Raw genomic sequence first — 19,249 nt, 5'->3', positions numbered from 1 at the left:
GCCTGAAATGATTTTAGTGAGAATGAGACCCAGTGATGGCGGAGCGCCGAAGCGATCCGTCATTCCCGGCGCCCGCAAAGCGAGCGATCGGGAATCCAGAGCAAAACCGGCGCTTTTGCGGCTCTGGATTCCCGGTCGGGCTTTCAGCCCGCCGGGAGCGACATCCCCCAATGCGAGCTGTTCAAACAGAAATGGCGTTACTTGGTCGCCGCCGTCTTCAGCTTGGAAAGCGCGCGGATCTTGACGCGCACGCTCGCGGGCTTGGCTGCGGCCTTCACCATTTCGCCGGTGGCCGGATTGCGCACCAGCGTGCCCGCCTTGCGCGCCGGCACCTTGCGCAGCGTCACCTTCAGAAGGCCCGGCAGCGTGAATTCGCCGACGCCCTTGGGGTGAACCGAACCCAGAAACACGCCTTCCAGCGTGGCGTAGACCGCCGCCGCCGTCTTGCGCGGCAGCTCATTCTGCTCAGCGATATAGTTGATCAGCGCCGCCTTCGTCATGGTCTCCTTGACCGGACGAACAGTGGGAGCTTCCCTGCCGCTGACCTTGGCGGTCGCGGCAGCCTTGGTGGTTTTTGCCTTGGCCATAAGCTTTTCTCCTCGTCGCGATTGGCCGCCAAATGCCGCGTGCCCGCGCCGACAATGCAAATTGCTAACGATTTACAAGGTGATTCGCAATCGCGCCCTTGCATTCATTGCTTATCCGACGCGTTTTCTCTTCCGCGCCGCGAAACGCGCATCCCTCGCGGCGGATCGCCATCGCCCTAAATGAGCGCGCAAATCTTGCGAGCGGCTTGGCGAAACCCTTCTCATTTGGTAGGATTTCGGAAACGAAATCGAGCGGCGGGGGAAGATGCAATGACGGCTCTATTCGTCAATGGCGCGAAGATCGACGTGGATGTCGAGCCGGATACGCCGCTGCTCTGGGCGTTGCGTGAGAATGCGGGCCTCACGGGCACGAAATATGGCTGCGGCATCGCGCAATGCGGCGCCTGCACGGTCCATATCGACGGACAGGCCGTGCGCTCCTGCAGCGTGACGGTCGGCGACGCCGTCGGCAAGAAAATCACGACGATCGAGGGTCTTGCTCAAAACGGCGTGTTGCATCGCGTGCAGCAGGCCTGGATCGATCACGACGTCCCGCAATGCGGCTATTGCCAGAGCGGCATGATCATGGCGGTCGCGGCGCTTCTTTCCGAGAAGCCGAATCCGAGCGACCATGACATCGACAACGCCATCACCAATATCTGCCGCTGCGGCACCTTCCAGCAGGTGCGTGAGGCCATCCACGCCGCCGCCAAGGCCTAAGGGACGATCGATATGAGCAACAGCATCGACATCGGCCGCCGCGGCTTTCTCATCGGCGCCGCCTCGCTCGGCGGCGGCCTGGCGCTCGGCCTCGACATTCCCTTCGGCGCCGAGACGGCGACAGCCGCGCCGCTGATAAAGCCCGAGGTCAACGCCTGGGTCGTCGTGAAGCCGGACGACACGGTGATTATCCGCATCGCGCGGTCGGAAATGGGCCAGGGCTCGCTCACGGGGCTCGCGCAGCTCGTCGCCGAGGAGCTCGACTGTGACTGGACCAAGGTGACGACGGAATATCCCACGCCCGGCGAGAGCGCGGCGCGTAGCCGCGTGTGGGGCGATTTCTCGACCGGCGGCAGCCGCGGCATTCGCTCCTCGCAGGATTATGTGCGTAAGGGCGGCGCCGTGGCGCGCGCCATGCTGATCCAGGCCGCAGCCAATGAGTGGAGCGTTCCCGCGAAGGAATGCCGGGCCGAAAAAGGCGTGATCACCCACGCCGCCTCTGGCCGCTCTACGAGCTATGGCAAGGTCGCCGACGCGGCCGCGAAGCTCACCCCGCCGACCGACGTGACGCTCAAGGACCCGCGCGACTGGAAAATCGCCGGCAAGGGCTTGCTGCGGCTCGACACCGCCGACAAGACCACCGGCAAAATGATCTATGGCGCCGACGTCAAGCTGCCGGGCATGCTCAACGCCGCGATCAAAGCCTGCCCCGTCTTCGGCGGCAAGCTTGCGAGCTATGATGAAAGCAAGATCGCCAATTTCAAGGGGGTGAAGAAGGTCGTGCGCGTCGGCGACAATGCCGTGGCGGTTGTCGCCGACACCTGGTGGCATGCGAAGACGGCGCTCGACACGCTTCCCATCGTTTGGGACGAAGGCCCGAACGCCAAGACCTCCAGCGCCGACACGGCGAAATGGCTCGCGGAAGGGTTGAACGATTCGCAGCCCGCCGTCACCGGCAATGAGAACGGCAGCGCGCATGCGGCGATCGCCAAGGCGCCCAAGGTCGTCGAGGCTGTCTATAGCTATCCGCACCAGAACCACGCGGCGATGGAGCCCTTGAACGCGACGGCGCTCTATACGCCTGATAGATGCGAGGTCTGGACCGGCACGCAGAATGGCGAGGCGGCTTTCGATGCGGTCGTTCACGCCTCGGGCCTGCCGGCTGAAAAATGTGACGTGCACAAGACCATTCTCGGCGGCGGCTTCGGTCGCAAAGGATTTACAGACTATGTGACGCAGGCGGTGCTGATCGCGAAGCAGCTTCCGGGCACGCCCGTGAAGCTGCTCTGGTCGCGCGAAGAGGATATGACGCAGGGCAAATATCACCCCGTCACGCAGTGCAAGCTCACCGGCGCCTTCGACGCCGACAATAAGCTCACTGCCCTGCATATACGCATTTCCGGCCAGTCGATTCTTTCGACCGTGCGGCCGCAGGCGGTGAAGAACGGCGTCGATCCGGCGGTGTTCCAAGGGCTGGTTTCGACCGGCGACGCACAGATCGGTTACGACGTTCCCAATCTTCTCGTCGAGCATTCGATGCGCAACCCGCCCGTCCCGCCGGGCTTCTGGCGCGGGGTGAACATCAACCAAAACGCCATCTATCTCGAGTGTTTCATGGACGAGCTCGCCCATGCGACGGGCGAGGACCCGTTGGCCTTCCGGCGCAAGCTGATGGCGAACCATCCCAAGCACCTCGGCGTGCTCGAGGCCGTCGCCGCGCGCGCCGGCTGGGACAAGCCAGCGCCGGATGGCGTTCATCGCGGAATCGCCGGCTATATGGGCTACGGCAGCTATGTCGCGGCGGTCGCGGAAATCTCCGTCGCGCAGGACGACAAGATCAAGATCCACCGCATCGTCGCGGCGACGGACCCCGGCTACGCGGTCAATCCGGCGCAGATCGAGCGGCAGATCGCGGGCTCATTCGTCTATGGCCTCTCGGCGCTCTTTCACGGCGCGATCACCACCAAGGACGGCCGCGTGGAGCAGGAGAATTTCGACAGCTACGAGTCGATGCGCCTCAAGGACATGCCGAAGGTCGAATGCATCGTCATGCCGAGCGGCGGTTTCTGGGGCGGCGTCGGCGAGCCGACCATCTGCGTCGCGGCGCCCGCTGTGCTGAACGCCTATTTCGCGGCGACGGGCAAGCGCATCCGATCGGTCCCGCTCAAGAACGCAAATATCGGCTTCGTGTAAGCCTGACGAGGTCGGCGGGCGTGTCCACATCGGCCAATATGCGGGCGTCGTCGATCGAAAGCTCGACGACGCCGTCGACCCTGCGCAGCAGGCGCCGCGCGCCTTCGTCGCCTCGAAGCTGCGCCAGTTGCGGGAAGAGCCCGCGCGCGAGCAAAACCGGATTTCCGCGCTCGCCGTGGCAGACGGGGACGACGGCGGCGCAATGCGGCGTGGCTTCGAACGCCGTGATGAGCGCGTCGAGAACCGGCGCCGAGACGTCGGGCATGTCGCCGAGAAGGATCAGCGCGCCGTCGACTTGGTCGGCGGCGGCAAGGCCAATGCGAAGCGACGAGGCGAGGCCGCTCGAGAAATCCATATTGTGCGCATAGCTGACCGGCAGGCCGGCGAGCGCCGCCGCGACCTCGCGCTGCTCATGTCCTGTCACGACGACCACGCGGCATGCGCGCGAGGCAAGCGCCGTCTCGGCGACATGGCGTAACAAAGGCTGGCCGTCGAGCGGCGCGAGCAGCTTATTCTCATCGGCGCCGAAACGCGCGCCGCGCCCAGCCGCGAGAATAATGGCGGCGACGACCGGCGCCCTGCGCATCAGCCCACGACGCAGCTTGTCGAAGAAGCGTCCTGCACCAGCCGGCGCAAAGGCTTCTGGCCCCGGGCAAGAATGATTTCCGCCAGGATCGACACCGCGATCTCGGCCGGGCTGATGGCGGCGATGTCGAGGCCGATCGGCGCCCGCAGGCGCTCCAGCGCGAAGGGCGTGACGCCGCTCGCCTTCAGCCGCTCGACGCGCCGCGCATGCGTGGCGCGCGATCCGAGGGCGCCGACATAGAAGCAATCCGATGCGAGCGCGAGGCGCAGCGCGGGGTCGTCGATCTTCGGGTCATGGGTGAGGACGACGACCGCCGTGGCGGCGTCGAGCCCGATGTCCGGCAGGGCCTCGTCGGGCCAGCGCATATCGAGCCGGGCCTGCGGGAAGCGCTCGGCGGAGGCATAGGCGCCGCGCGGATCGACGATCGTCACATCGAAACCGGCAAGGGCCGCCATGACCGCCAGCGCCTGCGCGACATGCACCGCGCCGACGACGAGTAGACGCGGCCCCGGTCGGTAGTGATTGACGAAGAGCCGCCGCCCTTCGTGCCGGACGAGCCCGCTTTTGCCGTCGCGCAGTTGCGCATTCAGCGCCGCAAAATCATCCGCGCGAAGCAATTGCGCCGCGCCGCCCTCGAGCGGCGTGATGACGGCGCAGGGCCGTCGGGCGGCGATTTCGCGGTTCAGGGCCGAAAGCAGGACGAGGCGGTCCGCGTCTATCCTTTCAATGTGAACCGCAATGCGCCCGCCGCAGGAGAGACCGACGCGCCAGGCGACCTCGTCGGCGACGCCGAACTCCAGAAATCGCGGCGCGCCGTCGGCGATGGCGTCCTGCGCCGCGGTGATCACCTCTCCCTCGACGCAACCTGCCGAAACCGAGCCGCAGAAGGCTCCCGCTTCGTCGACGGCAAGATGAGAGCCGATCGGACGCGGCGCCGATCCGAAAGTTTCGACGACCGTCGCGAGAGCGACGCCCCGCCCCATCCGACGCCAGCTTTCGGCCTGACGCAACACGCCGGCGTCGTCGACGGGAGCGGAAAGCCTGGTCTCGTTCACGCGCGCGGCCTCCGCCATCCAGCGGACGGGTCGCCCGCTCATCTTAATTATAGCAAAAGCGTAGGATTTAAAGCCTCAATCGCGCAGCGACACGCCGACGACCATGCCGTCCTCGAACCAGCTCGCGAGAAATTGCGCAAGCCGCTCGGGTTCGATGTCGCCGGATTGCTGAAAAGCCGCCATTTGGCAGATGTCGCCGAAGGCGCGGCCGGCCCTGGCTTCGCAGAGCGCGACATATTCGGCGGGCTCCAGCTCGCGATAGGCTGTCTCTTCATTGCAGCGCCAGACCGCGACGGCTTCGGCCTCCTCTGCGCTCTGAGGCTCGGCGTCCCCTTCGTCCGCCTCCGCCTCCTCCGGCTCCTCGTCATCCTCCGCCGCCGCGGCCTGATAAGCCGCCAGAACGCCCACCGGCTGCTCCAGCAGAATGAGGCTCGGATGGAAGTCGAAAACGAAGCGCGGCGAATCCTCGGGCGCAAAGCCCGCGAGCGCCTGTATCGTCAGCGGCTCGGCGTTCGGCGCGTCGAAAGCGTCGACCATGGCGCGTTCCAGAAAGGCCATGGCGATCGCGCGCGCATCGTCGCGCCAGGACGCATGTTGGCGCATATAGTCCGGCAGGCCGGTCGTGTACCACCGGGCGTTGCGGCACTGTGGCGGATTGGCGGCCACATAGCCGCCGACCAACGTCTCGAAGGCCTCGTCCCCGATCAGCGCGCGCAGGCCGGGGTAATCTTCATAGAGGAAGCTCTCCAGGCGAATGCGGTAGCCCGACTGATAGACATGCAGAAGCTCGGCCCGCTCGGCGCCGCGCTGCGACTCACGCAGCTCCTTCAAAAGCGGCGCATCCGCGTCCCCTGGACCGCCGAGTATGCGCGCCTGAAACAGCGCCTGAAAGTCGGCGAGCTTCATGCCGCGCTCAACGCCTTTTCCGCGGCGATGCGGGCGTCGATGTCGCGCATGCGCTGCAATTCTTCCAGAAGCTCCGAGAAGGGCGGGAAATTGTCGTCGCGTTCGATCATCGCCGAGACGTCGCCGAAGCGGCGGCGGGCATGTTCGTATAGCGCCCAAACCTCCTCGCAGATCGGCTGGTCGTGGGTGTCGACGCGATGCGTCTCGTGATTCGTGTGGCCAGCCATGTGGAATTGCACCACGCGCTCGACCGGGACGGCGTCGATGAAGGCCACCGGATCATAGCCGTGATTGAAGCAGGACACGAAGACATTATTGACGTCGAGCAGCAACAAACAGTCGGCGCGCTCGGCCATCTCCTTCACGAATTCCTGCTCGCTCATATCGGAGGACACGAAAGAAACATAGGTCGACGCGTTTTCGACGACGAGCTGGCGCTTGAGATAGTCCTGCACCCGGCAGATGCGCTCGACGATGTGGTCGAGCGACTCTTTTGTATAGGGGATCGGCAGAAGGTCGTGCAGCGAGAGGCCGTGGACGCCGGTCCAGGCGACATGGTCCGAGACCCAGGCCGGCTGCACGCGCTCGATCAGCGCTTTCAATTCAGCGAGATAGTCGAAATCCAGCGGATCGGTCGAGGCGAGCGACATGGCGACGCCATGCATCACGATCGGATAATCGGCGCGAATCGCGTCGAGCATCGAGAGCGGGCGCCCGCCCGCGACCATGTAATTTTCGGAGATGATCTCGAACCAGTCGACGGGCGGCCGGTTCGACATAATCTCCTCGTAATAGATCGGGCGGAGGCCAAGACCATAGCCGAGCGGGGCTGGCTTCTGCATGCGAACATCCCCTGCCTAAAATGGGCGCCGGCCCCGAGGGAGCCGGCGCCAAAACCTTACTTCGTGTGGCACTTGCTCTTCATGTTGCAAGCGCCCTTGCTGTGATGACAGGACGACTTGTGGTGGCAGCCATGGCGGCAGGAAGCCTTGCTCTTACCCACGTTATGCTTGCAGACGCCGGTCTTGGTCATGCAGGCGGTCTTGCCGCCGCACTGGCCCTTGGACATGTTGCACAGATGCGAACCATGGGCGGCGGCGGGGGTGACGACGGCGCCGCTCAGCGCCAGGCCGACAGCCGCCGCGGCGAGCGCCGCGCCGGAAACGATTTTCGTCTTCATACACTATCCTCCTTTGAAAACCCCCATTGGGGGGTGATAATCGGCGCGCCAAATTGGCCTCATGCGCCGAAACCGAATTATTTGCCTTCTCCCGGCTTGATCTCGGCGGGTTTCGCCTCGCCCGCCGGCGCGTCCTTGCTCTCGGCCTTGGCCGGGCAGCCGTTCTTGTTGCTGCATTTGTTCTTCTCGACCGCCGCCTTGGGAGCGCGCTGGTGAGCCTTGTGCTTGGCCAGGGCAGGACCCGCGCCAGCAATTGCGATGGACAGCGCGGCGGCGGAAAGGGCAGCGCCGGAAAGGATATTCCGCTTCATAAGCTTCGATCTCCAACTGGCCTCGCGCCCCGTCGCTCGCCCCGCAAGCATAGGCGTGAATATTGACCTCCTGCCTAGCTAGCAGGAATCGGCCCAGATTGCGACAGTGAGTGAGAACTTGCTCATACAACGCCGCCGCCGCCGGTCTTGACGCAGCGCATCAACTCTCTCCGCGAGCGCGCGCATGGCGGCGCTTGCGGGGGCGGCGGCGCGCTGTTAAATAGACCCTCGCGCGTCGAACCTTTCGCTTGGCGCGCGTGTCACTCGGTTTTCGTCCATCGGGCCGCGCCGGCCAGTTCGTTGCTACGAACTTTTCGTCTTCGAGAGCGTTTTGCCGCGCCCGAGACGTTCCGATTGTCGAAAACCCTCCGCAACGCCAAACCCAAGCCGGCGCCGCCCGACCAGGGCCCTCAGGAGAACAAATGTCCGCCACGACCGATCGCGCCCCCACGCGCGAAGACTTTGCCGCCCTGCTCGAGCAGAGCTACGGCGATAACGAGGCTTTCGAAGGTTCCGTCATCAAGGGGCGCGTCGTCGCCATCGAGAAGGACGTCGCCGTCATCGACATCGGTCTGAAGACCGAAGGCCGCGTCGCCCTCAAGGAATTCACCGGCTACGGCCGCGACCCCGCTCCCGCCGTGGGCGAAGAGGTCGAGGTCTATCTGGAGCGCGTCGAGAACGCTCTGGGCGAAGCCGTCATCTCGCGCGACAAAGCGCGCCGCGAGGAGAGCTGGGTCAAGCTCGAAAAGGCCTTCGAGACCAATGAGAAGGTCGAGGGCGTCATCTTCAATCAGGTCAAGGGCGGCTTCACCGTCGATCTCGACGGCGCCGTGGCCTTCCTGCCGCGCTCGCAGGTGGACATTCGTCCGATCCGCGACGTCGGCCCGCTGATGAACGTGCCGCAGCCGTTCCATATCCTGAAGATGGACCGCCGCCGCGGCAACATCGTCGTCTCGCGCCGCACGGTGCTGGAGGAGAGCCGCGCCGAGCAGCGTCACGAGATCGTCGCCAACCTCGAAGAGGGGCAGGTGATCGACGGCGTCGTGAAGAACATCACGGATTACGGCGCCTTCGTGGATCTGGGCGGCATCGACGGCCTGCTGCATGTCACCGACATCGCGTGGCGCCGCGTCAACCATCCGTCCGAGGTGCTGACCATCGGTCAGACCGTCAAGGTGAAGATCATCAAGATCAATCACGAGACGCACCGCATCTCGCTCGGCATGAAGCAGCTCCTCGAGGATCCGTGGCAGGGCATCGAGGCCAAATATCCGATCGGCGCGAAGTTCCATGGCCGCGTGACCAACATCACCGACTACGGCGCCTTCGTGGAGCTGGAGCCGGGCATCGAGGGCCTGGTCCACGTCTCCGAAATGAGCTGGACCAAGAAGAACGTGCACCCCGGCAAGATCGTCTCGACGAGCCAGGAAGTCGACGTTCAGGTGCTCGAGGTCGATCCGGTCAAGCGCCGCATTTCTCTCGGCCTCAAGCAGACCCTGCAGAATCCGTGGGAAGCCTTCGCCGAGAAGCACCCCGTTGGTTCGACCGTCTCGGGCGAGGTCAAGAACAAGACCGAGTTCGGCCTCTTCATCGGCCTCGATGGCGACGTGGACGGCATGGTCCATCTCTCCGACCTCGACTGGAACCGTCCGGGCGAGCAGGTCATCGAAGAGTATAAGAAGGGCGACGTCATCAACGCTCAGGTTCTCGACGTCGACGTCGAGAAGGAGCGCATCTCGCTCGGCGTCAAGCAGCTTGCGGGCGATCCCTTCGCCACCGTGGGCGGCGGCGAGGACGGCGGCGAGGTCAAGAAGGGCGCCGTGGTCACCTGCGAGGTGATCGAGGTCAAGGACTCCGGCATCGACGTCAAGATCACCGGCGCGGATCTGACGACCTTCATCAAGCGCAGCGAGCTGGCGCGCGATCGCGCCGACCAGCGCCCCGAGCGCTTCGCCGTCGGCGAGAAGGTCGACGCCCGCGTCACCCTGTTCGACCGCAAGGCCCGCAAGGTCGCCGTCTCGATCAAGGCGCTGGAAGTCGCCGAAGAGAAGGAGGCGATCGCCCAATACGGCTCGGCCGACTCGGGCGCGTCGCTCGGCGACATCCTCGGCGCGGCGCTCAAGGCCCGCGAAGAGGGTCCGAAGAAGTAATCTTCGGAACGATCCGAGGTTCGAAAAAATCGGAAGGCCTGCGCGATTCGTTCGCGCAGGCCTTTTTCGTTGGATCGACTTTCATTCGACCGCCGATTTACCGCCCATTAACCATGCCGGCAGGCGCTATCGTACCGTTAACCTTAGTTTTTCCTAGATTTGCGCAACATGCGGCAAATGTTGACGCGCCTTGAGCGCGCGAGCGCCGGAGTTGAGTGATGCGTGCGACCTCTTTCGACCGTGACCCTGCCGAAACCGCCTATCGCGGCCCGCTACGCGCGCGGCCGGAGGGCGTCCAAGCCGCTCTGGGGATGGGCGTCGTCTCCTCGGTTATCCTCGCCGGCGCCGCGCTGCTGATTCGCCTGCCTGCTCCGGCCCCCGAGATTGCGGATGCAGCGCCTGTCGCCATCGAGACTCCGGCGAAGATCACAGCCAAGGCTGCAACGGCGGTCGATAACCCGGCCGCCGCGGCGCTCGATATCGCCTCGCCGGAATTCAAGCACGAGAAGAAAATTGTCGCGGTCGGAGAGAAGAAAGACGGAACGCCGCGCGTCGATAGTCTGACGATCGGCCAATTCGTCGCCGGCGCCACATTCCTGCGCATCGACGTCCACCCGAATCTCGATCCCCGGGCGACCAACGCCGATTTCTATCTGGACATGAAGAATCACGCCGCGGCGGCCGGCCTCACCGCCGCAAAGATCGCCCAGCGCTCGATGGTCCCGACCCGCTTCGGCGCCTTCGAAACGGCGGATATCCGCCTCTCCCGGACAGGCGGCGAAGGCGCCGAGGCGAGCGAACGCGCCTGCCTCGCCACGCGCCTCGTCGAACCCAAGGCCTCGCTCGAAATCGCCGGCATCGCCTGCGGCGCGGCGGGCAAGCCGATAGATCGCGTGGCCCTCGCCTGCGCTCTGGACAAATTGAGCTATTCGGCTGGCGCCGACAACAAGGCGCTCAACGACTTCTTCCTCAACGCAGAGCTCGCGCGCGGCCCGGGCTGCGCCAATGTCTCGCGCGACGATCTCACAGCCTCCATCCCGCCGCAAAAGAACGCCCACGCCAAGCCGACCCCCGGCAAGCCGAGCGTCGTCAAGCCGGTCGTCAAAGCGAAGAAAAAAACCCATGTGGCGGCGCAACCGGCGGCCGTCGTGCAGCAGGCGGGCGAAACGGAACAATAGGTCAGCTTCGTCTCGCTTTTGCGGTGCGATACTATATATGATGTAGCCGAAGCGTCGAGCTCAAGAGGTTGGAGATGCGCAAAGGACTGAATTTCTCGGTGGGCCTCGCCTGCCTGATTGCGATCGCCGCGGGCGGCGACGCCCTCGCCAAATCGCATCGCCGGCCCGCCTACGCCATTTCGCAGAACCAGCTCGCCGACAATGGCCGCGCGCCGGTCGAGGTCGAGCGCCGAAGCTGGCTCGATCCGGGCACCAAGGTGCCTGTCGGCAGCACCAACCGCTACATGCTGCAGCAGACCTATTTCAATCGCGATCCGATCGAGTCCAATCAGCGTAGCTGGTATATGCAGGAGACCGCCCCGCAGCGGCCGCCCTACAACACGGACATGATCGTGCCTTATGACGAGGGCCTGCCGTTCGACTGGCCGTAACGCTGTCGCGAAAGCGACTTGACTCGGGGAGCGACTTTCTTTAGCTCCCCATGATCCTGAGGCGGGAACGCCGCTTCAGGCCAGCACCCGTGGCGTTCGATCGAACGCCTGTCGGCCGGTGATCTTCCGGCAGAGGAGGGCGCGTTCTTCATCCCCGGCGCCGCCGGGCGCGTGTGAAGAGGCGCGGTTTTGAAGGCGTTGCGCCCCGGGCGATCGGCTCCGGGCGCTTTATCGTCTTTTTCGCCTCTCGCATGTTGGACGCGACCATGAGAGGACGAAAGTAAAGTGACGAAGCGCGCAGAAGCCAAGTATAAGCTCGACCGCCGCCTGGGCCAGAACATCTGGGGCCGCCCGAAGAGCCCCGTGAACCGCCGCGAATATGGCCCCGGCCAGCATGGTCAGCGCCGCAAGGGCAAGCTCTCCGACTACGGCACGCAGCTCAAGGCCAAGCAAAAGCTCAAGGGCTATTACGGCAACATCTCCGAGAAGCAGTTCCGTAAGTATTACGCCGAAGCCATCCGCATGAAGGGCGACTCGGGCGACAATCTGATCGGCCTGCTGGAGCGCCGTCTCGACGCGGTCGTCTATCGCGCCAAATTCGTGCCGACGGTCTTCGCCGCGCGCCAGTTCGTCAACCACGGCCATATCCGGGTCAACGGTCGCCGCGTGAACATCCCGTCCTATCTCGTGAAGGTCGGCGATGTGATCGAGGTGAAGGAATCCTCGAAGCAGGCCGTGACGGTTCTGGAAGCGGTCGGCCTCGCCGAGCGCGACGTGCCGGAATATTACGACGTCGATCACTCCAAGATGACCGCCAAGCTCTCGCGCGTCCCGCATGCGACGGAAGTGCCCTACCCGGTCCAGATGGAGCCGAACCTCGTCATCGAATTCTATTCGCGCTGATCGACGCGCGGACATACGCCTGCGGGCGACAAGTTTGCGGGCCCCGTTTCGGGGCCCGCTTTTTTTTGAAGGCGGCGGAAATGCTCGTTTTCGACCGCCTGCCTCTCGGCTCACGCCAGACGCTTTATCGCATGCCCCGCAAAGGCGTAGGCGATCCATAAAAAGCCCACGGAAGACACGGTAAAGCTGAGGGCCGTGTAGGCGCGCCAAATCTTTTTGTTCCAGAAATTCGGGTCGAAAGCGGCAATCGTGAAGACCGTTGGATTAGAGAAACCGCCAACCGCCACGCACCAGCAAGCAATCACCGGCAAGTCCACTCCCGCGCCATAAAAGGCGGCGCCGAAGAGCGCCATCAGCGCATAGTCGATATGGGCCCGGATCATCGTCTTGTAATCGACGACGAAACGATCGACCGCTTCGATCGGGAACCATTTTGCCAATGTCATGAGCCAGGCGGTGGTGATGAGGGCGGTGAGGCAGGCGGCGGAGCCGATGAGCAAAACTTCCAAGACGCTCTCCTTTTGATTTTCGAGCTTGGGTTGATCCATGCCCGACTCATCGCTCACGCTTTGGACATTTTCTTCGGAATATGGCCCCGAACGCCTTGGGAAATTTGCCCGATCTCGGCTCTGACGCCGCAGCGTCGTTGAAGGCAGCCGGGCCATCGCTTACTTTTGCGCCCACGCGCAGTCCGCCTTTCCGTCCGGAGCCTATGATGCAACTGATGTTTCGTCTCATCCTGCGCCTCATCGGGGTCGTTCTGCTGTGCCTCGCGGTCACGGCGGGCTGGGTGATGGCCGACGCCCACCACAGGATCGGCGCGGAGACGGCGGCCTCGGCCGAACGCGCCTCGAAAGGCCTGGAAAATCTGTTCTGGCGCGAGATCCTCTGGCGCAGAAGCCTGCGCGACGATCGGCTGCTTTTGCCCCCGACCGAATGGGAGACGCTGGAGACCCTCAAGCTGATCGCGCCGGGCGTTTGCATCTCTTTCCGCTCCGGCGCCAATCAGGAGCCGCGCCGGCTCTGCAGCCAGATCGACAGCGTGGGAACCCCCGCGCCGAAATGGTTCGCCGCCGCCTACGAAAGCCTTTTTGGCGGGCAGGCGCCGGTCTCGCGTCGCGTTTCGGTTCGTGATCCCGGCGCTCTCGTCGTCGCGACGGCCGATCCCGGAGCGGCCGTTCGTCAGGCGTGGAGCCAGATTTCGGTGGTCCTGACGGTCGCAGCGGCGATGGCCGTCGGCATTTGTCTCCTGGCGGCCTTTGTCATCGCCCATGCCCTGGCGCCGACCGGGCGGATCGTGGACGGCCTGCACGATTTGGAGGCGGGAAACTATCGGCGCCGCATCGACGTCGAGGGCGCCGGCGAATTCGGTCTGATCGCCCGCGCCGTGAACGATCTGGCGGCGCGTCTGGCGCAAATCACCGCCGAGCGCATGGCCCTGACGAAACGCCTGTTCGAAGTTCAGGAGGATGAGCGCCGCGCGCTCGCCCGCGACCTTCATGACGAGTTCGGCCAATGTCTCACCGCGACCATCGCCTTCGCCGCGGCGATCGAGGCCGGCGCGCCCGATCGCCCGGACCTCGCGCAAGATGCGCGCGCCATTGGCCGAACGGCCAAGCGCATGATGGCCACGCTGCGTCAAACCCTCGCGCGGCTTCGCTCCCAGGATCTCGAGGAATTGGGCCTCGAAGCCTGCCTCATTCAACTCGTGGCGGGCTGGAACGCGCAGACATCGCCCAAGGCCGTCGTTCATCTGGACGTGTTGGGGAACCTCGCCGCCGTTCCCGCCGCTGTTTCGACGAGCCTGTATCGCATCGCGCAGGAGTGCCTGACGAACGCCATGCGCCATGGCGATCCCCACGACGTCTATCTGCGCGTCGAGCGCCTCGCCGCCAATGACGGACTCGTCGCGCTGACGGTCGAAGACGATGGCGGCGGCGATCCGGCCAGTCTCGACCAGTCGACCGGGCATGGGGTTTTGGGCATGCGCGAGCGCGTCGCCGCATTTGGCGGAAGGCTGACGGTCGGCCAGGCCGCGAGAGGCGTCAAAATCGCGGCGCAAATCCCCCTTGCCGCTTTGAGCGCGCCTGCCCCGATGGAGCTGCCGAGCGCAGCGTGATCGAAAAGGCGGAAGCCTGATTGGAGCGCAAGCGGAGCCCTAAGCGGCCCGCTCCCTCCTTCCGCCCCCAGCCCGCGACGCTGTATGCTCCCCCCAAAAAATCTCACAAAGGGGGAAACGACAATGTCTCAATTTCAAAACCGCCCGCAGCCCAAGGAAGAGCGCAGCCAGACGCCATTGTGGTTCGCCATCGCGGGCCTTCTCATCAGCGTCGCGAGCTTCAGCATGAAAGACCTGATGATCGGCGACGTCGTCTTTTGGGCGGGCGGCGTCTTCGCGGCGATCTCGCTCGTCTATTATTTCTTCCGCCCCACCCATGGCATTCCGACCAAGCGCAAATAGCGCGCTCCCCTTCCGCCAAAGAATCTTTGCCCGAAGCAGCGGAGCGATTATGTTCGCTGCGCCCTCTCCCAAGGAACAGGCCAACATGTCCTTTTCGTTTTTCTCGCTTTCCCGCCGCCGCCTCATTGTCGCCGCCGGCGCGATGCTCCTCGCCGGTCCGGCGCTGGCCGACAAAGCCGCCGCCGGAAAGGTGTCAGTCGAGGAGCTGATGGCGCCGAACGCCCTGCCCGACATTGTCGAGGGCGACGCCAATGCGCCGGTGACCATCGTTGAATACGCCTCCATGACCTGCAGCCATTGCGCGGCCTTTCACCATGAGGTCTATCCGGCGCTGAAGAAGAATTACATCGACGCGGGCAAGGCGAAATTCATTCTGCGCGAATTCCCCCTCGATCCGCTCGCCACCGCCGCTTTCATGCTGGCGCGCGAACTGGGCGACAAGCGCGACGCCGTGGTCGATCTGCTCTTCGCGCAGCAGAAGAACTGGGCTTTCGTCGACAAGCCGCTGGATGGTCTCGCCAGCGTGCTCAAGCAGGCCGGTCTCAGCCAGGATAAGTTCGAAGCGGTCCTCAAGGATCAGGCGCTTTACGAGAAGGTGAACGCCGTGCGCACCCGCGCCAATGAGAAGTTCGGCGTCAACTCCACGCCCACCTTCTTCATCAACGGCGACAAATATACCGGCGAAATCACCATCGACGATTTCGGCAAGATCATCGCTGCGAAGACGCCAGCGAAGTAACGGACCGCGAGCCTTCGGGCTCGGTTTGTTGATGAATCTCCGAGGCGGCCTCGTCCTTCGAGACGCGAGCTTCGCTCGCTCCTCAGGATGAGGCCTAAGTGTTTGGCGAAGTTGCAGAAGCCCTTGAAGCTGAGGAGCCTGCACAGCAGGCTTCTCGAAGCACGAGGGGCGATACCGCCACTTTGTCACACCATTTCCGTTTGATTAGCTCGCATTGGCGCGTGTCATTCCCGACGGGCCGAAGGCCCGATCGGGAATCCAGAGCCAAAATAGCCAGCGTTGCTCTGGATTCCCGATCGCTCGCTGCGCGAGCGTCGGGAATGACACCGAACCGATCAAGCGGATCTCGTATCCGTAGTCTGTGCGAGCCTCAGGCTCGCTTTCCAGGCTGCGCGCCTGAAAGCGCGCGGTCCTTAAAATACTGTCCGCCGCTCCAGCGCCGCCGCCAGCGTGCCTTCGTCGAGATAATCGAGCTCGCCGCCGACCGGCACGCCATGGGCGAGGCGCGTTACTTTCACGCCCGTCGGCGCCAAAAGATCGGCGATGTAATGCGCCGTCGTCTGGCCGTCGACGGTGGCGTTGACCGCGAGCACGATCTCGCGAACCTCCCCGGCGCGCGCGCGCTCGATCAGGCTCGCGATCGTCAAATCTTCCGGCCCGACGCCATCGAGCGGCGAGAGCACGCCGCCGAGCACGTGATAGCGCGCATTGAGCAGCCCCGCCCGCTCCAACGCCCAGAGATCGGCGACCGTCTCGACGACGACGAGAATCGAGGGGTCGCGCCGCGCGTCGCGGCAGATGGTGCAGGGATCGCTCGTATCGATATTGCCGCAGACCGAACAAGCGACGATCCTCTCCTGCGCGACGCGCATGGCGTCGGCAAGCGGGCTCAGCAGCTCCTCCCGCTTGCGGATGAGATGCAGCACGGCGCGCCGCGCCGAGCGCGGGCCGAGGCCCGGCAGCCGCGCGAGAAGCTGCACGAGCCTCTCTATTTCAGGACCTGCGACGCGTTCAGCCATCGAGCGCTTCCGTCATTGCGAGGAGCGGCAGCGACGAAGCAATCTAGGAGCGCCATCACGGCTCTGGATTGCTTCGCTCCGCTCGCAATGACGGTCCATGATTTGGCTCAGAACGGCAGCTTGAAGCCCGGCGGCAGTTGCAGCCCGCCGGTCATCGCCTTCATCTTCTCGGCCATTACCTCATCCGCCTTGGCGCGCGCCTGCATATGGGCGGTCAGGATCAGGTCTTCGAGGATTTCCTTCTCCTGCGGCTTCACGAGGCTCTCGTCGATGAAGATCGACTTCATCGCGCCCTTGGCGGAGAGCGTCACCCGCACCAGTCCGCCGCCGGCCTCGCCCTCGACTTCGATGTTTTCAAGTTCGAGCTGCGCTTCGGCCATTTTGGCCTGCATCTGCTGCGCCTGTTTCATCAGGCCCATGAAGTCCATCATCGACGCTTCTCCTCAATCTTCCTCGGGCGGCGACATGTCGTCATATTGCACATCCGCCGCCTCCTCCGCGCCAGCGCGCGAGGCTTGGTCGTCCTTGCTGCGCACGGCGATAATCTGCGCCCCTGGGAAATGCGCCAGCACGCTGGCCACAACCGGATCGGCCTCCAGCCCCGAGCGGCGCTCGGCCTCTTGCGCCTCGCGCTTTTCCTTCAGCGTCGGCGCGCCGCCGGCGGCGACGATCGACACCATCCAGCGCTCATTGGTCCAAAGCTGCAATTTCTGCATGAGCGCGGACGCCAGCTCGCGCGAGCCGCCCGGCGCGAGCTCGAATTCGATACGCCCCTGCTCGAAGCGCACCAGCCGCACGTCGGATTCGAGCGAAATCTTCAGCCGAATCTCGCGTTTTTCCTCGGCGAGGGCGACAAGCGCCTCGAAGCTCGCGATGGCCACTCCGGGCGCGGCGGGCGCAGGCTGCGCCACGGCGGGTCTGGCGGCGACGGGCCCGCGTGCGACTGGCGCCGAAACGCTCGCCGCAAAGGGCGCGCCGCGCGGCGCGCTCGCGGGTGTGGCGGAGGCGGCCGCAGCGCCGGGCGCGCCATAGCCCAATTGCTTGAGCACATCGCCCGGCGTCGGCAGGTCGGCGGCGTAGGCCAGCCGCACCAGCACCATATCGGCCGCCTGCAAGGGCCGCTGCGAGCCGCGCAGCTCGTCGACGCCCTTCATCAAAATCTGCCAGGCGCGGGTGAGCGCCGGCACGGAGAGCCGTTCGGCCGCCTCCTGCCCGCGCCGCTTTTCCTCCGGCGTCAGCGCGGCGGATTGCGCCGTCTCCGGAGCGAGCTTCAGGCGCGTCGCAAGATGGGCGAACTCCGCCATTTCCAGAAGCGCCTGCGCGGGATCGGCGCCGCCGTTATATTGGTCTTCGAGCAAGGCGATGGCCTTGGCCACGTCGCCCGCCATCACGGCCTCGAAAAGGTCGATCACCCGCGACTTGTCGGCGACGCCGAGCATCAGCCGCAGATCGTCGGCCTTGATCGCCCCATTGGCGCTATGCGCCGAGCCATAGGCGATCGCCTGATCGAGCAGAGAGAGCGAATCGCGGACAGACCCCTCCGCCGCGCGGGCGATCATGGCGAGCGCGTCGGGCTCGATCTCGACGCTCTCCTTCTCGCAAATTTTGCGCAGATGCTCGGCCAAAAGCCCCGCGTCGATGCGGCGCAGATCGAAGCGCTGGCAGCGCGAGCGCACGGTGACCGGCACCTTGTCGATCTCGGTCGTGGCGAAGATGAATTTCACATGCTCCGGCGGCTCTTCCAGCGTCTTCAGCAGGCCGTTGAAGGCGGCCTTGGAGAGCATGTGCACTTCGTCGATGATATAGACCTTGGTGCGCGCCATCACCGGGCGGTAGCGGGCGTTGTCGATGATCTCGCGGACGTCGTCGATGCCGGTGTGGGAGGCGGCGTCCATCTCCAGCACGTCGACGTGGCGGGAGTCGATGATCGCCTGACAATGCACGCCGAGCGTATCCATATGGATGGTCGGCTGGTTGACCGCCGCGCGGCCGTCCGTGGCCGGCAGCTCGTAATTGAAGGCGCGGGCGAGAATGCGGGCGGTCGTGGTCTTGCCGACGCCGCGCACGCCGGTCAGCAGATAGGCCTGATGGATGCGGCCGAGATCGAAGGCGTTCTCCAGCGTGCGCACCATCGGCTCCTGGCCGATGAGGTCGGCGAAGCTCGAAGGCCGATATTTGCGCGCAAGGACGCGATAGGCGGCGGGAGGCGCGCCGGCGCCTTGCGGATCAGGAAACAGCGCGTCGTCCATGACGAAGTACTAAAGGCTTGCGAACGCCTTTTCTACCGCCCCGCGGCAAAAATCTACCGGCTTCGCCCATCGTAATGCGCCGATTTCAGCGCCCGGGGGTCGACGCCATCGAGACAATTGACGTTGACCGCGACCGTCGGCGCGCCGTCCGGCGTCTCGCCATAAGCGAAAGGCTCGATCCCGCAGATTTTGCAGAACTGGTGACCGATCTTCTTCGTGTTGAAGCGATATTCGGTCAGGGCGTCAGCGCCCTTTTGCAGGTGGAACTTATCCGCGGGCGCGAAGCTCAACACGGAGCCCAGCCGCTGGCATCGCGAGCAATTGCAGGTGATGGTGTGGTCGAGGTCGAGCGTCGCATCGAAGACGACGGCTTGGCACTGGCAGGAGCCGCGGTAAGACGCCTCGCTCATCAGCAGCTCCTCGCGCGGATCAAAGGTAGGAGGCTGGACGAAGACCCGCTCAAGCTCGTTAGGGCTGCTTCCTTCCGGATCTGACCCGGTTGGCGAGTGAAACGTCCAACGCCAACCTCCCGGGCCCTATGTGGCAGAGGTCGCGCGGCGATGCAAGGGGGCTAATTCTAC

At 64.6% G+C, this 19,249-nt stretch carries 21 protein-coding genes and 1 other RNA gene; 9 read left to right on the top strand and 13 right to left on the bottom strand.

Translation table 11 applies throughout. The annotated features are described in order from the left end of the window. Positions 1–197: 197 nt before the first annotated feature. Complete coding sequence (locus QMG84_RS04270) at positions 198–587, bottom strand: HU family DNA-binding protein (protein ID WP_165051247.1); 390 nt, start codon at positions 585–587, stop codon at positions 198–200. 270 nt (positions 588–857) lie between these two features. Here QMG84_RS04270 and QMG84_RS04265 point away from each other — a divergent pair, with 270 nt between their 5' ends. Continuing rightward, positions 858–1,307 carry a (2Fe-2S)-binding protein gene (locus tag QMG84_RS04265; RefSeq protein WP_281930693.1) on the top strand — a complete coding sequence of 150 codons (450 nt, stop codon included), beginning with the start codon at positions 858–860 and terminating at the stop codon, positions 1,305–1,307. A gap of 12 nt (positions 1,308–1,319) precedes the next feature. Further along, positions 1,320–3,500, top strand: a complete 2,181-nt coding sequence (locus QMG84_RS04260) for a xanthine dehydrogenase family protein molybdopterin-binding subunit (protein ID WP_281930691.1) — start codon at positions 1,320–1,322, stop codon at positions 3,498–3,500. Here QMG84_RS04260 and QMG84_RS04255 read toward each other — a convergent pair. From QMG84_RS04255 to QMG84_RS04230, 6 genes are all read right to left on the bottom strand, one after another. After that, positions 3,472–4,086: a nucleotidyltransferase family protein gene (locus QMG84_RS04255; RefSeq protein WP_281930689.1), complete on the bottom strand. Its 615-nt coding sequence runs from the start codon at positions 4,084–4,086 to the stop codon at positions 3,472–3,474. The two genes, QMG84_RS04260 and QMG84_RS04255, sit on opposite strands and share 29 nt — an antisense overlap. Further along, entirely contained in the window at positions 4,086–5,141 is a 1,056-nt protein-coding gene (locus QMG84_RS04250; protein ID WP_281930687.1) for an XdhC family protein, read from the bottom strand. The genes QMG84_RS04255 and QMG84_RS04250 overlap by 1 nt, the downstream gene beginning before the upstream one ends. Positions 5,142–5,216: 75 nt before the next feature. Then, a complete protein-coding gene (locus QMG84_RS04245) occupies positions 5,217–6,047 on the bottom strand; it encodes an HvfC/BufC N-terminal domain-containing protein (RefSeq protein WP_281930686.1) in 831 nt (276 codons plus the stop codon). Then, positions 6,044–6,889, bottom strand: a complete 846-nt coding sequence (bufB, locus tag QMG84_RS04240; protein ID WP_281930684.1) for an MNIO family bufferin maturase — start codon at positions 6,887–6,889, stop codon at positions 6,044–6,046. The genes QMG84_RS04245 and bufB overlap by 4 nt, the downstream gene beginning before the upstream one ends. Positions 6,890–6,945: 56 nt before the next feature. Further along, on the bottom strand, positions 6,946–7,227 hold the full coding sequence (locus QMG84_RS04235; protein ID WP_202072969.1) for a hypothetical protein: 282 nt from the start codon (positions 7,225–7,227) through the stop codon (positions 6,946–6,948). Between the two features lie 77 nt (positions 7,228–7,304). Continuing rightward, positions 7,305–7,538, bottom strand: a complete 234-nt coding sequence (locus QMG84_RS04230) for a hypothetical protein (RefSeq protein ID WP_281930682.1) — start codon at positions 7,536–7,538, stop codon at positions 7,305–7,307. Positions 7,539–7,960: 422 nt separating this feature from the next. Between QMG84_RS04230 and rpsA the strand changes: the two genes are divergently transcribed. The 4 genes from rpsA (at position 7,961) to rpsD (ending at position 12,200) form a co-directional block, all read left to right on the top strand. Next, positions 7,961–9,688: a 30S ribosomal protein S1 gene (gene rpsA, locus QMG84_RS04225; protein ID WP_281930681.1), complete on the top strand. Its 1,728-nt coding sequence runs from the start codon at positions 7,961–7,963 to the stop codon at positions 9,686–9,688. A 218-nt stretch (positions 9,689–9,906) separates the two neighbouring features. Next, complete coding sequence (locus tag QMG84_RS04220) at positions 9,907–10,866, top strand: hypothetical protein (protein ID WP_281930680.1); 960 nt, start codon at positions 9,907–9,909, stop codon at positions 10,864–10,866. Between the two features lie 74 nt (positions 10,867–10,940). Continuing rightward, on the top strand, positions 10,941–11,297 hold the full coding sequence (locus tag QMG84_RS04215) for a hypothetical protein (protein ID WP_202072973.1): 357 nt from the start codon (positions 10,941–10,943) through the stop codon (positions 11,295–11,297). A 285-nt stretch (positions 11,298–11,582) separates the two neighbouring features. Beyond that, the gene (rpsD, locus tag QMG84_RS04210) at positions 11,583–12,200 is read left to right on the top strand and encodes a 30S ribosomal protein S4 (RefSeq protein WP_202072974.1); all 618 of its coding nucleotides are present in this window, start codon (positions 11,583–11,585) and stop codon (positions 12,198–12,200) included. Between the two features lie 110 nt (positions 12,201–12,310). On the opposite strand, the gene QMG84_RS04205 is transcribed toward rpsD, so the two are convergent. After that, a complete protein-coding gene (locus tag QMG84_RS04205; RefSeq protein ID WP_281930677.1) occupies positions 12,311–12,709 on the bottom strand; it encodes a hypothetical protein in 399 nt (132 codons plus the stop codon). Positions 12,710–12,924: 215 nt separating this feature from the next. Here QMG84_RS04205 and QMG84_RS04200 point away from each other — a divergent pair, with 215 nt between their 5' ends. From QMG84_RS04200 to QMG84_RS04190, 3 genes are all read left to right on the top strand, one after another. Continuing rightward, positions 12,925–14,319 (top strand): sensor histidine kinase, encoded by a 1,395-nt coding sequence (locus tag QMG84_RS04200; RefSeq protein WP_434085971.1) that lies wholly within the window; start codon positions 12,925–12,927, stop codon positions 14,317–14,319. Positions 14,320–14,442: 123 nt separating this feature from the next. Next, entirely contained in the window at positions 14,443–14,661 is a 219-nt protein-coding gene (locus QMG84_RS04195) for a hypothetical protein (RefSeq protein ID WP_202072976.1), read from the top strand. A gap of 85 nt (positions 14,662–14,746) precedes the next feature. Beyond that, the gene (locus QMG84_RS04190; RefSeq protein WP_281930673.1) at positions 14,747–15,400 is read left to right on the top strand and encodes a DsbA family protein; all 654 of its coding nucleotides are present in this window, start codon (positions 14,747–14,749) and stop codon (positions 15,398–15,400) included. Positions 15,401–15,813: 413 nt separating this feature from the next. On the opposite strand, the gene recR is transcribed toward QMG84_RS04190, so the two are convergent. The 5 genes from recR to ffs all read right to left on the bottom strand — a co-directional run bounded on the left by recR (position 15,814) and on the right by ffs (position 19,199). Then, positions 15,814–16,419 carry a recombination mediator RecR gene (gene recR / locus QMG84_RS04185; protein ID WP_202072978.1) on the bottom strand — a complete coding sequence of 202 codons (606 nt, stop codon included), beginning with the start codon at positions 16,417–16,419 and terminating at the stop codon, positions 15,814–15,816. A gap of 107 nt (positions 16,420–16,526) precedes the next feature. Further along, on the bottom strand, positions 16,527–16,850 hold the full coding sequence (locus tag QMG84_RS04180) for a YbaB/EbfC family nucleoid-associated protein (protein ID WP_281930670.1): 324 nt from the start codon (positions 16,848–16,850) through the stop codon (positions 16,527–16,529). A gap of 12 nt (positions 16,851–16,862) precedes the next feature. Further along, entirely contained in the window at positions 16,863–18,668 is a 1,806-nt protein-coding gene (locus tag QMG84_RS04175; protein ID WP_281930669.1) for a DNA polymerase III subunit gamma/tau, read from the bottom strand. Between the two features lie 53 nt (positions 18,669–18,721). Next, positions 18,722–19,078: a GFA family protein gene (locus tag QMG84_RS04170; RefSeq protein ID WP_281930668.1), complete on the bottom strand. Its 357-nt coding sequence runs from the start codon at positions 19,076–19,078 to the stop codon at positions 18,722–18,724. A 24-nt stretch (positions 19,079–19,102) separates the two neighbouring features. After that, an RNA gene (ffs, locus tag QMG84_RS04165) (signal recognition particle sRNA small type) lies at positions 19,103–19,199 on the bottom strand. Positions 19,200–19,249 lie beyond the last annotated feature (50 nt).

The organism is Methylocystis iwaonis (assembly GCF_027925385.1).
GTDB classification, from domain to species: Bacteria; Pseudomonadota; Alphaproteobacteria; order Rhizobiales; family Beijerinckiaceae; genus Methylocystis; species Methylocystis iwaonis.
This window is presented reverse-complemented; position numbering and strand designations above follow the sequence as displayed.